Consider the following 12236-nt stretch of genomic DNA (forward strand, 5'->3'; position numbering starts at 1 on the left):
CTTTATTTATCTTTTAATCCAAGACCCAAGTCAATGAGTTTGAATTTCACTTCTTCCAAACTCTTGCGTCCAAGATTTCGTACTTTCATCATCTCTGCTTCAGATTTTTCTGTCAAATCATGCACAGTATTGATACCGGCACGTTTCAAACAGTTGTATGAACGCACAGACAAGTCCAGTTCCTCAATCGTCCGATCCAAAATACGATCGTCAGATTCAGTATCAGCTTCTTTCATCACTTCAGTTGACTTAGCAATCTCAGTAAGATTTGTAAACAAATCAAGATGTTCTGTCAAGATACGTGCTGAAAGCCCTAAAGCATCTTCTGGAATAATTGTTCCATTAGTCAAGATTTCAAGGGTTAATTTGTCAAATCCATCATTGCTACCTACACGAGCAGGTTCAACTTGATAGTTGACTTTTGTAACTGGTGTATAAATAGAATCTACAGCAAGTGTTCCAACTGGTGCATTATCTTTTTTGTTTTCATCAGCAGGTACATATCCACGACCACTGTTAACAGTCATTGTCGCTTTTAGGGAAGAACCTTCACCGATTGTAAAGAGATAATGATCTGGATTTACAATCTCAATATCACTGTCAGTCAAAATGTCTCCAGCTGTAATTTCAGCAGGACCTTCAACGTCAAGTTCAATGATTTTTTCGTCTTCAACGTATGATTTCACTGCAATCCCTTTAATGTTCAGAATGATTTGCATCACGTCTTCACGAACACCTGGAACTGTGTCGAACTCATGCAAGACACCTTCAATGTTGATAGATGTCACTGCTGCTCCCGGTAGAGAAGCTAGTAGTACACGACGAAGAGAGTTACCAAGAGTTGTACCGTAGCCACGTTCAAGTGGTTCGATTACAAACTTGCCATAATCTTTATTTTCATCAATTTTTGTTATATTTGGTTTTTCAAACTCAATCATTTAGTTACTCCCTCTTAAACGAAAAGCAGTGTAATGCGATGATTATACACGGCGACGTTTTGGAGGACGAGCACCATTGTGTGGCACTGGAGTCACATCACGAATTGCTGTTACTTCAAGACCAGCGGCAGCAAGCGCACGAATAGCTGACTCACGACCAGAACCTGGACCTTTTACAGTAACTTCAACTGATTTAAGACCGTGTTCTTGTGCAGATTTAGCAGCAGCTTCAGAAGCCATTTGAGCAGCGAATGGTGTAGATTTACGAGAACCTTTGAAACCAAGAGCACCAGCTGATGACCAAGCAATTGCATTACCATGCACATCAGTAATCATAACAATAGTGTTATTAAATGTAGCGTGAATATGAGCAATACCAGATTCGATATTCTTTTTCACACGACGTTTACGTGTTGGTTTAGCCAAGACTTTTACCTCCTATATTATTTTTTCTTACCAGCAATCGCAACAGCTTTACCTTTACGAGTGCGAGCGTTGTTTTTAGTGTTTTGTCCACGGACAGGAAGTCCACGACGGTGACGAATACCACGGTAAGAACCGATTTCCATCAAACGTTTGATGTTCAAGTTTACTTCACGACGAAGGTCACCTTCAACTTTGATTGCATCCACTTCACGACGGATAGCATCTTCTTGATCTGATGTAAGGTCACGTACACGAACATCTTCTGAGATTCCAGCAGCAGCCAAAATTTTCTTAGATGTTGCAAGTCCGATACCATAAACGTAAGTCAATGAGATTACTACGCGTTTGTCATTTGGAATGTCAACTCCAGCAATACGAGCCATGTTTTCTCCTTTCTATCTTATCCTTGACGTTGTTTGTGTTTTGGATTTGCTGGGCAAATTACCATAACACGACCATTACGACGAATTACTTTACAGTATTCGCAAATTGGTTTGACCGATGGTCTTACTTTCATTTCTTATCCCTCCAAGTTTTTCGATTATTTAAAGCGGTAAGTGATACGTCCACGTGTCAAGTCATATGGACTCATCTCGACAGTAACACGATCTCCCGCTAAAATACGAATATAGTTTTTACGAATTTTACCAGAAACTGTTGCTAAAATCTGATGTCCATTTTCAAGTTCAACCGTAAACATTGCGTTCGGCATTGTATCGACTACTTTGCCTTCAACTTCAATCACATCGTCTTTTGCCACGCAAAAGCACCTCCATAAATTTCGATTCGATGCCTCAAGACACAGAGGCAACAATTATAAGTCAGACTATCTCAGTATAACATTTGTCGCGATTTTTTGCAAGTATGAAAAACGCTTTATTTCAAATTTGTCAATACTTTTTCGATGTCTTTGAACACATCATTGATATCTTGATTTCCTTCGATATCATGAACTAAACCTTTAGCACGATAGTGAGCAATGATTGGTTCACCTTGTGCAATATTGACATCCAAACGACGTTTAACTGTCTCAGGTTTGTCATCTTCACGTTGGTAGTAATCCTCTTCTTTGTAGTCAACTGGTGGATTGAAAACTTTGTGGAAGGTTTCACCTGTTTTACGGTGAATGATACGACCACTCAAACGCTCCAAGAGACAGTCTGGGTTCACTTCGATATTGATCACACCTTCCAGTTCAATACCAAGTTCAGCTAAAGTTTTATCTAAAGCATATGCTTGTTCAATCGTACGTGGGTAACCATCCAACAAGAAACCTGTTTCTTTGATATCATCCTGTGAAAGGCGTTCTTTAACAATTCCATTTGTAACTTCGTCTGGAACCAACTCGCCTTTGTCAATGTATGACTTTGCAAGTACACCCATTTCAGTTTGATTTGCCATTGCAGCACGGAACATATCGCCTGTTGAGATATGTGCAACATGGAATTTCTCCACAATTTTAGCTGCTTGCGTTCCCTTACCTGCTCCAGGTAAGCCCATAATCAAAAGATTCATGATAGGATCTCCTTATTTTGTATTTAAATAGAAGCAGAAATCTATTTCAACCCCTATTTAAAAACAAAATAGAAGAGGGGAGACGAAAATCTCTCTGATAGATAGACCTTCATACTCCACTCTCTAAGCAAAAGTAATCTTGCTTTTATTCTGTTTTGTCCATGAAACCAACATACTTACGTTTCAATAGGTAGCCTTCTAGCTGTTTGATTCCTTCGATACCAGTTGAGATAATGATCAAAAGACTTGTTCCCCCAAAAGCAACAACTTCTGAAAGGCCAAATACATCTTTAGCTACGATAGGTAAGATAGAAATAACACCTAAGAAGAGAGAGCCGACAGTCGCAAGACGACGAAGAAGTTTCGACATGAATTCTTCAGTTCCCTTCCCAGGACGGACACCATGAATGTAAGCTCCACTCTTTTGCAAGTTTTCTGCTGCTTTCTCTGGATTGATCTGTACAAATGTATAGAAGAATGTAAAGAGAATGATCAACAAGGCATACATAGCAACACCTGTAGGAGTTGTTGTAGATAACATTTCCTGCGCTGTCCGTACCCAAGCCCAATCATGACCCATAGCGCTGACAAACTGAAGAATAGCCGCAGGAGCTGCCGTAATCGAACTTGCAAAGATAACTGGGATAACCCCCGCTGGGTTCACCTTCAATGGAAGGTATGAACTAGATGGGGCACCTTGAGCAACTTTTGTATATTGGATTGGAATTTTATATTCTGCCTGTTGTACATATGTTGTAAAGTAAACAATCAACAAAACAGCGATAATGAGAATAACGACAAATATAATAGATGACGTCAACCGATCACTTGGAATATTGACAAAATAGTCCACGTAGATGCCATGAATCATCTCTGGAATTGAAGCCACAATCCCTGCAAAGATAATCATAGACACCCCGTTACCATATCCCTTATCAGTGATTTGCTCCCCGAGCCAAGTAACAATCATAGTACCTGCAGTCAGGATAATACCAATCGTAACAAAGACTTGAGGGGTTAGATCTGTCGTTAATAATTTTGCACCAGATAGAGTATTAAAACCAGCAGTGATTCCGATTGATTGCACAAACGCAAGTACAAGCGCAATATAACGAGTCGCTTGGTTTATCTTTCTCCGTCCTACTTCCCCCTGCTTGCCCCACTCTACAAACTTTGGAACAATATCCATTTGTAGCAATTGAACAACGATGGAAGCTGTGATATACGGACTCACACCGAGTGCAAAAACCGAGAAGTTCTTCATGGCATTCCCTGAAACTAAACTAAGCATGTTCAAGAAAGACAAACCACTGAGAGCCTCTAAACTTTTTGCATTCACACCTGGAACTGTAATACTTGTCCCAATACGGAAAACAAGAATGATAAAAATCGTAAAGAGAATTTTTGATCGAACTTGTTTAACCTTGAGCGCTTCTTTTAGTAATTTAAAAAACATGGGTCACCTCTCTTAGATGACTTCTACAGAACCACCTTTAGCAGTGATAGCTTCCTCAGCTGATTTAGAGAATTTAGCTGCTTTCACAGTCAATTTCTTAGTCAACTCACCGTTACCAAGAATTTTAACTCCTGATTTTTCAGCTTTCACAATTCCTGCTTCGATAAGTACAACTGGAGTTACTTCTGCACCGTCTTCAAAGACGTTCAATTGGTCAAGGTTTACAATTGCGTATTCTTTAGCGTTGATGTTAGTGAATCCACGTTTTGGAAGACGACGGAACAATGGAGTTTGTCCACCTTCAAAACCAAGGCGAACTCCGCCACCGCTACGAGCTTTTTGACCTTTTTGACCGCGACCAGATGTTTTACCGTTACCTGATGAAGTACCACGACCAACACGGTTACGTACTTTACGAGAACCTTCTGCAGGTTTCAATTCATGAAGTTTCATTATTATTTTCTCCTCTTTTGTAAAATGCTAGCGCCGATAAGAGAGAAAAGGTTGTCTCCCTTATCAACTCGCCTATACATCGTCATCTAAGATGACTATACCTAGTTTTAGGGGATGAGTATTGCCACATCCCCTAAAAATTCATTAGTTTACTTCTTCAACTGTTACCAAGTGAGATACTGCAGTGATCATACCACGGATAGCAGCGTTGTCTTCTTTGATAACAGAGCTGTTCAATTTGCCAAGTCCAAGTGCTACAACAGTTTTACGTTGTGATGGAATGCGTCCGATTGGAGACTTAGTCAAAGTAATTTTAATTTGAGCCATTTTATCCCCTTTCTTATGCCAAATCAGAAACTGAAATACCACGAAGGGCAGCAACTTCTTCAGCGCGTTTCAATTGTTTCAAACCTTCAACAGTTGCGCGAACAATGTTGATTGGAGTGTTAGAACCAAGTGATTTAGATGTAATATCTGCCACACCTGCCAATTCCACAACGGCACGAACTGCACCACCAGCGGCAACTCCAGAACCTTCTACAGCAGGTTTCAACAATACTTTAGCTCCACCGAATTCTGAAAGAACTTCGTGTGGGATTGTTGTTCCAACCATAGGAACTTCAATCAAGTTTTTCTTAGCATCTTCTACTGCTTTGCGGATTGCTTCTGGAACTTCTTGAGCTTTACCAGTACCAAATCCTACGCGACCGTTGTGGTCACCAACAACAACAAGAGCTGCGAAACGAAGACGACGTCCACCTTTAACAACTTTTGTAACACGGTTGACAGCAACTACGCGTTCTTCAAATTCAACTGCATTGTCTTTAAATGCCATTTTCTAGTGTCCTCCTATTAGAATTTCAATCCGTTTTCACGAGCTGCATCAGCCAAAGCTTTCACACGTCCGTGATATAGATATCCACCGCGGTCGAACACCACTTCTGAAATACCTTTAGCATTTGCACGTTCTGCAACGAGTTTACCGACAGCAACGGCTTGTTCAGTTTTAGTTCCTTTTGAAACTTCTTTGTCAAGAGTTGAAGCACTTGCGAGCGTTACACCCGCTACGTCATCAATCACTTGAGCGTAGATGCCTGTATTAGAACGGAATACGTTCAAACGTGGGCGATCAGCAGTTCCAGAGAGTTTTCCGCGAACGCGACGGTGGCGTTTTTGGCGGAGTTTGTTTTTATCTGGTTTAGAAATCACAGTTTTCACCTCTTTAGTTTTAAATCGTGTGCTATGCACAAAGTTGGAAAATAGGTCGGTGGTTGAAGATCAACCACTCAACATTATTTACCTGTTTTACCTTCTTTAAGACGAACGTATTCGCCAACGTAACGGATACCTTTACCTTTATATGGTTCTGGTGAGCGAAGGCTACGTACGTAAGCAGCTGTTTGACCAACTACTTCTTTTGAAATTCCGCTAACAACGATTGTTGTTGGGTTTGGAAGTTCAAAAGTAATTCCTTCTGGAGCTTCAACTTCGTCTGGATGAGATTTACCAACAGCCAAAACAAGTTTGTTTCCTTGAAGTTGTGCACGGTAACCAACCCCACGCATTTCAAGTTCTTTTTTGAATCCTTCTGATACACCAACAACCATGTTGTTCAAAAGGGCACGAGTAGTTCCGTGGATAGTTTTCATTTCTTTTGAATCGTTTGGACGGTGAAGAGTTACTTCAGTACCTTCCACACGGATTTCAATATCTTTTGAGAACTCACGAGTAAGCTCTCCTTTAGGTCCTTTTACAGTTACTACGTTGTCATTGTTAGTGAGTTCAACACCAGCAGGCAACACGATAACTTTATTACCAATACGTGACATGTATATATTCTCCTGTTAGATTGTCAGGCCATGACGGCCAGTTTTCACGGGGTTAAATCGATTTCTCGATTTAAAGGAACATTTAGGTTTCAATTTCAAAGTGAATCTAGGCATCGTCTCGCAGGCATAACTTTGGGTTAGGCAAGAGACGATAACGAAGAGTCACAAAGAAATTGGAAGCTAAATATTACCAAACGTAAGCGATAACTTCCCCACCAACATTCTTTTGGCGTGCTTCTTTATCAGTAAGCAAACCTTCAGAAGTTGAAAGGATAGCAATTCCAAGTCCGTTAAGTACTTTTGGAAGATCTTCACGTTTTTTGTAGACACGAAGTCCTGGTTTAGAAACGCGTTTCAAGTTAGTGATAACTTTTTCACCGTTTGGTCCGTATTTAAGGAATACACGGATGATGCCTTGTTTGTCATCTTCGATGATTTCTACGTTCTTAACAAAACCTTCGCGTTTAAGGATTTCAGCAATCCCTTTTTTGATGTTTGATGCAGGTACTTCAAGTACTTCGTGTTTCGCTTGGTTAGCGTTACGAATACGAGTTAGGAAGTCTGCGATTGGGTCAGTCATAACCATTTTTTATTCTCCTCTTACTAGTAGTTTGCAAGTCGCACTTGCTAGTTAATGATTGAGCTAGGCTCAGATAGTATTGACACATTCAAATGAGAGAACTCTTATTTGAACACGAGCTACAACCTGTGCAAAAAAGATAAATTTGTTTTGGAGCATCGCTCCTTCACCAAATTTCCTATTTTTGCTGTGGTTGTTACGCTCTTTGTATCATGATATTACCAAGATGCTTTTGTTACACCAGGAATTTGTCCTTTGTAAGCTAATTCACGGAAGCAAACACGGCAAAGTTTAAATTTGCGGTAAACTGAATGTGGACGACCACATTTTTCACAACGAGTATAAGCTTGAGTAGAGAACTTCGCTGGACGTTTGTTCTTAGCAATCATTGATTTTTTAGCCATTAGATTTACCTCCTATATTATTTTGCAAAAGGCATTCCAAGGCCTGTAAGCAATGCACGTGACTCTTCGTCAGTGTTAGCAGTTGTTACGATAACGATGTCAAGACCGCGAGTTTTGTCAACGTCATCAAAGTTGATTTCTGGGAAAATCAATTGTTCTTTCACACCAAGTGTGTAGTTTCCGCGTCCATCAAATGATTTTGTTGGAACACCGTGGAAGTCACGTACACGTGGAAGTGAAACTGAAACCAATTTATCCAAGAATTCGTACATACGTTCACCACGAAGGGTAACTTTTGCACCGATCGCAACACCTTCACGAAGACGGAAGCCGGCGATTGATTTTTTAGCTTTAGTGATAAGTGGTTTTTGACCTGAGATAAGTGCCAATTCTTCAGCAGCTTTTTCAAGGCTTTTAGCATTTGATACAGCTTCACCAACACCCATGTTCAAAACGATCTTATCTACTTTAGGCACAGCCATCACTGATGAGTAGTTGAATTGTTCTGTCAAAGCAGGAACTACTTCATTAAGATATTTTTCTTTTAAACGATTTGCCATTATACTTCTCCTTTCCTTCGTGATTAATCAAGCACTTTGCCTGATTTTTTGTTGTAGCGAACTTTTTTACCGTCTACAAATTTGTAACCAACACGACCAGCTACACCGTTTTTGTCCAATACTTGAACGTTTGATACGTGGATAGCTGCTTCTTTCTCGATGATACCACCTTGAGGAAGTTCGTTAGTTGGACGTTGGTGTTTCTTAACGATGTTCACACCTTCAACGATAACTTTGTTTACTTTTGGAAGGGCAGTAAGGACAACAGCTTCTGTTCCCTTATCTTTACCAGCGATTACGCGAACTTTGTCGCCTTTTTTTACAAACATTAGGTTTCTCCTTGATTTTTCTTACGCCCATAAGGGCACCCTGGAGTAAATCCAGGGGACTAGTTTGTTTGTTTTTACTCTGCGAAAATCAAAGCAATTCTTCGTCAGTTTCAACTCACCTAACTCAAGTTATGCTTTCGTTTCACTTCCTAGACTTGTTTTAATTTTCTTTGAGCAATCAATTAAAGTACTTCTGGAGCAAGTGACACGATCTTCATGAAGCCACCTTCACGCAATTCACGTGCAACTGGGCCAAAGATACGTGTTCCGCGAGGAGTTTTGTCTTCACGGATGATAACTGCTGCGTTTTCGTCAAACTTGATGTATGAACCATCAGCACGACGAGCACCTGATTTAGTACGAACGATAACAGCTTTTACAACGTCACCTTTTTTAACCGCACCACCAGGAGTAGCTTGTTTTACAGATGCCACAATGACATCACCGATGTTCGCAAATTTACGTTTAGAACCACCAAGAACTTTGATAGTCAAGATTTCACGTGCACCGCTGTTGTCTGCGACTTTCAAACGAGTTTCTGTTTGAATCATTTCAGTTTTCTCCTTTCAGGCTTGATTAGATGATGACCGCTTCTTCAACAACTTCTACAAGACGGAAACGTTTTGTAGCTGAAAGCGGACGAGTTTCCATGATACGTACGATATCGCCTTCTTTGGCAACATTGTTTTCATCATGTGCTTTGTATTTTTTAGAGTAGTTAATACGTTTACCATAGACTGGGTGGTTACGTTTTGTTTCAACTACAACTGTGATTGTCTTGTCCATTTTGTCAGATACAACACGTCCAACAAGAACTTTACGATTATTGCGTTCCATTGAAATTTCTCCTTCCCTAGTCTATTATTTCGCTTCAGATTGAACTGTTTTGATACGAGCGATTTGTTTTTTAACTTCTTTCAAGCGAGCTGTTTGTTCCAATTGACCAGTAGCAGCTTGGAAACGAAGTTCAAACAATTCTTTTTTCAATTCGTTTTCGCGCTTCGCGAGTTCTTCTTGAGAAAGACCACGAAGTTCTTTAACAAATTCTTTTACTTCATTAAGTTTCATGCCTTCTCCTTATTCTGCTTCACGTTTTACGAATTTACATTTAACTGGCAATTTGTGGCTAGCAAGACGAAGCGCTTCGCGAGCGATCTCTTCAGATACACCAGCAACTTCAAACATCACTTTACCACGTTTAACTGGTGCTACCCAACCTTCAGGTGCCCCTTTACCAGATCCCATACGCACACCGATAGCTTTAGCAGTGTATGATTTGTGTGGGAAGATTTTAATCCAAACTTTACCACCACGTTTCATGTAACGAGTCATGGCGATACGAGCAGCTTCGATTTGGCGGTTAGTGATCCAGTGGCTAGTTGTAGCTTGAAGACCGTATTCACCGAATGCTACTTCTTTTCCACCTTTTGCTTCACCGCGCATTTTTCCACGGAATTCACGACGGTGTTTAACACGTTTAGGTACTAACATTGGTTATTTACCTCCTTTAGTGTTTTTACGAGCTGGAAGAACTTCACCACGGTAGATCCATACTTTAACACCAAGTTTACCGTATGTAGTATCTGCTTCTTCCCAAGCGTAATCGATATCTGCACGAAGTGTGTGAAGTGGAACAGTTCCTTCAGAGTATCCTTCAGCACGGGCGATATCTGCACCGTTCAAACGACCTGATACTTGAGTTTTGATTCCTTTAGCTCCAGCACGCATTGCACGTTGGATTGCTTGTTTTTGTGCACGACGGAAAGCAACACGTTGCTCCAATTGACGAGCAATTCCTTCACCTACAAGGTGAGCATCCAAATCAGGTTGTTTGATTTCGATGATGTTGATGTGCACTTGTTTTCCAGTCAATTTGTTAAGTTTTGCACGGAGTGCATCAACGTTAGCGCCACCTTTACCGATAACCATACCTGGTTTAGCAGTGTGAAGTGAAACGTTAACTTTGTTCACTGCGCGTTCGATTTCGATAGTTGAAACTGCTGCGTCAGCAAGTTCTTTTTGAACGAATTTACGGATTGCAAGATCTTCATGAAGGTAATCCGCGTATTCTTTTTCAGCATACCATTTGGCATCCCAATCACGGATGATGCCGACACGCATACCAATTGGATGTACTTTTTGACCCACGATGTTACCTCCTTATTTTTCTGCAACAGCTACAGTGATGTGAGCTGTACGTTTGTTGATTGGTGAAGCTGAACCTTTCGCACGTGGACGGAAACGTTTCATAGTTGGTCCTTCGTTTGCGAATGCTTCAGATACTACCAAGTTAGCTTTGTCCAAACCAAAGTTATTTTCAGCGTTAGCTACAGCTGAATTCAAAACTTTCAAGATGATTTCAGCAGCTTTGTTTGGTGTGAATGTCAAGATTGCAATAGCATCGGCTACGCTTTTACCACGGATGTTGTCAAGAACAAGACGTGATTTACGAGGTGAAACACGTACTGTACGAGCCATTGCTTTAGCTGAAGTAATTTCTGCCATTTATGTTCTCCTTATTTTCTACGTGTTTTCTTGTCGTCTGCAGCGTGACCTTTGTAAGTACGAGTTGGTGCAAATTCACCAAGTTTGTGACCTACCATGTCTTCTTGGATGTAAACAGGTACGTGTTTACGTCCGTCATAAACTGCAATAGTGTAACCAATAAAACTTGGGAAGATCGTTGAACGACGTGACCAAGTTTTGATAACTTTTTTCTTTTCGTCGTTAGCTTGAGCTTCAACTTTTTTCATCAAATGCTCATCGACGAAAGGTCCTTTTTTAAGACTGCGTCCCATTTTTATATTTTCTCCTTTAAATGTTGTACCACAGCGGCTTGCGCTCACATGGAGTGCTACCGAGCTGGCGGATTTACTAGATGCTTAAGCGACTAGTTTACTATTATTTCTCGTTGCGACGACGAACGATAAGTTTGTCAGATTTCGCTTTCTTGTTACGAGTTTTAAGACCAAGAGCAGGTTTGCCCCATGGAGTAGATGGTGCTTTACGACCAACTGGTGCTTTACCTTCACCACCACCGTGTGGGTGATCGTTAGGGTTCATTACAGAACCACGAACTGTTGGGCGGATACCTTTCCAACGGCTACGTCCTGCTTTACCAAGGTTTACAAGTCCATGTTGTTCGTTTCCGACAACACCAACTGTAGCACGACAAGTTCCAAGAATCATACGAACTTCACCAGATTGAAGACGAACAAGAACGTATTTACCTTCTTGACCCAATACTTGAGCAGAAGCTCCAGCTGCACGTACCAATTCTCCACCACGACCTGGTTTCAACTCGATGTTGTGGATCAAAGTACCAACTGGGATGTTAGCAAGTGGAAGTGCGTTTCCGACTTTGATATCTGCTTCTGGACCTGAAACGATGCGTTGACCAACTTCAAGACCTTTTGGAGCGATGATGTATGCTTTCACACCGTCAGTGTAGTGTACAAGAGCGATGTTTGCAGAACGGTTTGGATCGTACTCGATTGTTTTAACAACTGCTTCAACGTTGTCTTTGTTACGTTTGAAGTCAACCAAACGGTAGAAACGTTTGTGTCCACCACCTTGGTGACGAACTGTGATACGACCGTTGTTGTTACGACCAGCCTTGCTCTTCAATGCAACAAGCAATGATTTTTCAGGAGTGCTTGTTGTGATTTCAGCGAAATCCAAAGAAGTCATATTACGGCGACCGTTTGTTGTTGGTTTATAAACACGAATTCCCACGATATTTCCTC

24 protein-coding genes are annotated in these 12236 nt (G+C 40.9%); all 24 read right to left on the minus strand.

The window, feature by feature from the left end:
- Window positions 1–2: 2 nt before the first annotated feature.
- Complete coding sequence (locus tag GOM47_RS08570; RefSeq protein WP_000568992.1) at window positions 3–938, minus strand: DNA-directed RNA polymerase subunit alpha; 936 nt, start codon at window positions 936–938, stop codon at window positions 3–5.
- 42 nt (window positions 939–980) lie between these two features.
- Window positions 981–1364, minus strand: coding sequence for a 30S ribosomal protein S11 (rpsK, locus tag GOM47_RS08575; RefSeq protein ID WP_001118385.1), 384 nt, complete (start codon window positions 1362–1364; stop codon window positions 981–983).
- A gap of 17 nt (window positions 1365–1381) precedes the next feature.
- A complete protein-coding gene (rpsM, locus tag GOM47_RS08580; protein ID WP_000090781.1) occupies window positions 1382–1747 on the minus strand; it encodes a 30S ribosomal protein S13 in 366 nt (121 codons plus the stop codon).
- Between the two features lie 17 nt (window positions 1748–1764).
- Window positions 1765–1881 carry a 50S ribosomal protein L36 gene (gene rpmJ / locus GOM47_RS08585; RefSeq protein ID WP_001808836.1) on the minus strand — a complete coding sequence of 39 codons (117 nt, stop codon included), beginning with the start codon at window positions 1879–1881 and terminating at the stop codon, window positions 1765–1767.
- A gap of 24 nt (window positions 1882–1905) precedes the next feature.
- Window positions 1906–2124, minus strand: coding sequence for a translation initiation factor IF-1 (infA, locus tag GOM47_RS08590; RefSeq protein WP_001029883.1), 219 nt, complete (start codon window positions 2122–2124; stop codon window positions 1906–1908).
- A 116-nt stretch (window positions 2125–2240) separates the two neighbouring features.
- The gene (locus GOM47_RS08595; RefSeq protein ID WP_235080542.1) at window positions 2241–2879 is read right to left on the minus strand and encodes an adenylate kinase; all 639 of its coding nucleotides are present in this window, start codon (window positions 2877–2879) and stop codon (window positions 2241–2243) included.
- Between the two features lie 145 nt (window positions 2880–3024).
- A complete protein-coding gene (gene secY, locus GOM47_RS08600) occupies window positions 3025–4335 on the minus strand; it encodes a preprotein translocase subunit SecY (protein WP_235080543.1) in 1311 nt (436 codons plus the stop codon).
- Between the two features lie 12 nt (window positions 4336–4347).
- A complete protein-coding gene (gene rplO / locus GOM47_RS08605; RefSeq protein ID WP_000766089.1) occupies window positions 4348–4788 on the minus strand; it encodes a 50S ribosomal protein L15 in 441 nt (146 codons plus the stop codon).
- A gap of 144 nt (window positions 4789–4932) precedes the next feature.
- Complete coding sequence (gene rpmD, locus GOM47_RS08610; protein WP_000057241.1) at window positions 4933–5115, minus strand: 50S ribosomal protein L30; 183 nt, start codon at window positions 5113–5115, stop codon at window positions 4933–4935.
- A gap of 13 nt (window positions 5116–5128) precedes the next feature.
- Window positions 5129–5623, minus strand: coding sequence for a 30S ribosomal protein S5 (rpsE, locus tag GOM47_RS08615; RefSeq protein WP_125394927.1), 495 nt, complete (start codon window positions 5621–5623; stop codon window positions 5129–5131).
- Between the two features lie 17 nt (window positions 5624–5640).
- Window positions 5641–5997 (minus strand): 50S ribosomal protein L18, encoded by a 357-nt coding sequence (gene rplR, locus GOM47_RS08620; protein WP_000624044.1) that lies wholly within the window; start codon window positions 5995–5997, stop codon window positions 5641–5643.
- An 83-nt stretch (window positions 5998–6080) separates the two neighbouring features.
- A complete protein-coding gene (gene rplF / locus GOM47_RS08625; RefSeq protein ID WP_038804634.1) occupies window positions 6081–6617 on the minus strand; it encodes a 50S ribosomal protein L6 in 537 nt (178 codons plus the stop codon).
- A 187-nt stretch (window positions 6618–6804) separates the two neighbouring features.
- Entirely contained in the window at window positions 6805–7203 is a 399-nt protein-coding gene (gene rpsH, locus GOM47_RS08630; protein WP_000245504.1) for a 30S ribosomal protein S8, read from the minus strand.
- Window positions 7204–7415: 212 nt separating this feature from the next.
- Window positions 7416–7601, minus strand: a complete 186-nt coding sequence (locus tag GOM47_RS08635) for a type Z 30S ribosomal protein S14 (RefSeq protein ID WP_001085697.1) — start codon at window positions 7599–7601, stop codon at window positions 7416–7418.
- A 17-nt stretch (window positions 7602–7618) separates the two neighbouring features.
- Window positions 7619–8161, minus strand: a complete 543-nt coding sequence (gene rplE, locus GOM47_RS08640; protein ID WP_000013542.1) for a 50S ribosomal protein L5 — start codon at window positions 8159–8161, stop codon at window positions 7619–7621.
- 23 nt (window positions 8162–8184) lie between these two features.
- Window positions 8185–8490: a 50S ribosomal protein L24 gene (gene rplX, locus GOM47_RS08645; protein ID WP_235080544.1), complete on the minus strand. Its 306-nt coding sequence runs from the start codon at window positions 8488–8490 to the stop codon at window positions 8185–8187.
- 182 nt (window positions 8491–8672) lie between these two features.
- Entirely contained in the window at window positions 8673–9041 is a 369-nt protein-coding gene (rplN, locus tag GOM47_RS08650) for a 50S ribosomal protein L14 (protein ID WP_000616548.1), read from the minus strand.
- 25 nt (window positions 9042–9066) lie between these two features.
- Entirely contained in the window at window positions 9067–9327 is a 261-nt protein-coding gene (rpsQ, locus tag GOM47_RS08655; RefSeq protein WP_000440801.1) for a 30S ribosomal protein S17, read from the minus strand.
- Window positions 9328–9351: 24 nt separating this feature from the next.
- Window positions 9352–9558: a 50S ribosomal protein L29 gene (rpmC, locus tag GOM47_RS08660; RefSeq protein WP_000772918.1), complete on the minus strand. Its 207-nt coding sequence runs from the start codon at window positions 9556–9558 to the stop codon at window positions 9352–9354.
- Window positions 9559–9567: 9 nt separating this feature from the next.
- Window positions 9568–9981: a 50S ribosomal protein L16 gene (gene rplP / locus GOM47_RS08665; RefSeq protein ID WP_000960948.1), complete on the minus strand. Its 414-nt coding sequence runs from the start codon at window positions 9979–9981 to the stop codon at window positions 9568–9570.
- A gap of 3 nt (window positions 9982–9984) precedes the next feature.
- Window positions 9985–10638 carry a 30S ribosomal protein S3 gene (rpsC, locus tag GOM47_RS08670; protein WP_000529936.1) on the minus strand — a complete coding sequence of 218 codons (654 nt, stop codon included), beginning with the start codon at window positions 10636–10638 and terminating at the stop codon, window positions 9985–9987.
- A 12-nt stretch (window positions 10639–10650) separates the two neighbouring features.
- On the minus strand, window positions 10651–10995 hold the full coding sequence (gene rplV / locus GOM47_RS08675; protein ID WP_000818137.1) for a 50S ribosomal protein L22: 345 nt from the start codon (window positions 10993–10995) through the stop codon (window positions 10651–10653).
- An 11-nt stretch (window positions 10996–11006) separates the two neighbouring features.
- A complete protein-coding gene (gene rpsS, locus GOM47_RS08680) occupies window positions 11007–11288 on the minus strand; it encodes a 30S ribosomal protein S19 (RefSeq protein ID WP_000533766.1) in 282 nt (93 codons plus the stop codon).
- A gap of 103 nt (window positions 11289–11391) precedes the next feature.
- The gene (rplB, locus tag GOM47_RS08685; protein ID WP_000512910.1) at window positions 11392–12225 is read right to left on the minus strand and encodes a 50S ribosomal protein L2; all 834 of its coding nucleotides are present in this window, start codon (window positions 12223–12225) and stop codon (window positions 11392–11394) included.
- Between the last annotated feature and the right edge of the window lie 11 nt (window positions 12226–12236).

Origin of the sequence: Streptococcus oralis (assembly GCF_021497945.1) — a bacterium.
Lineage (GTDB): Bacteria > Bacillota > Bacilli > Lactobacillales > Streptococcaceae > Streptococcus > Streptococcus oralis_BR.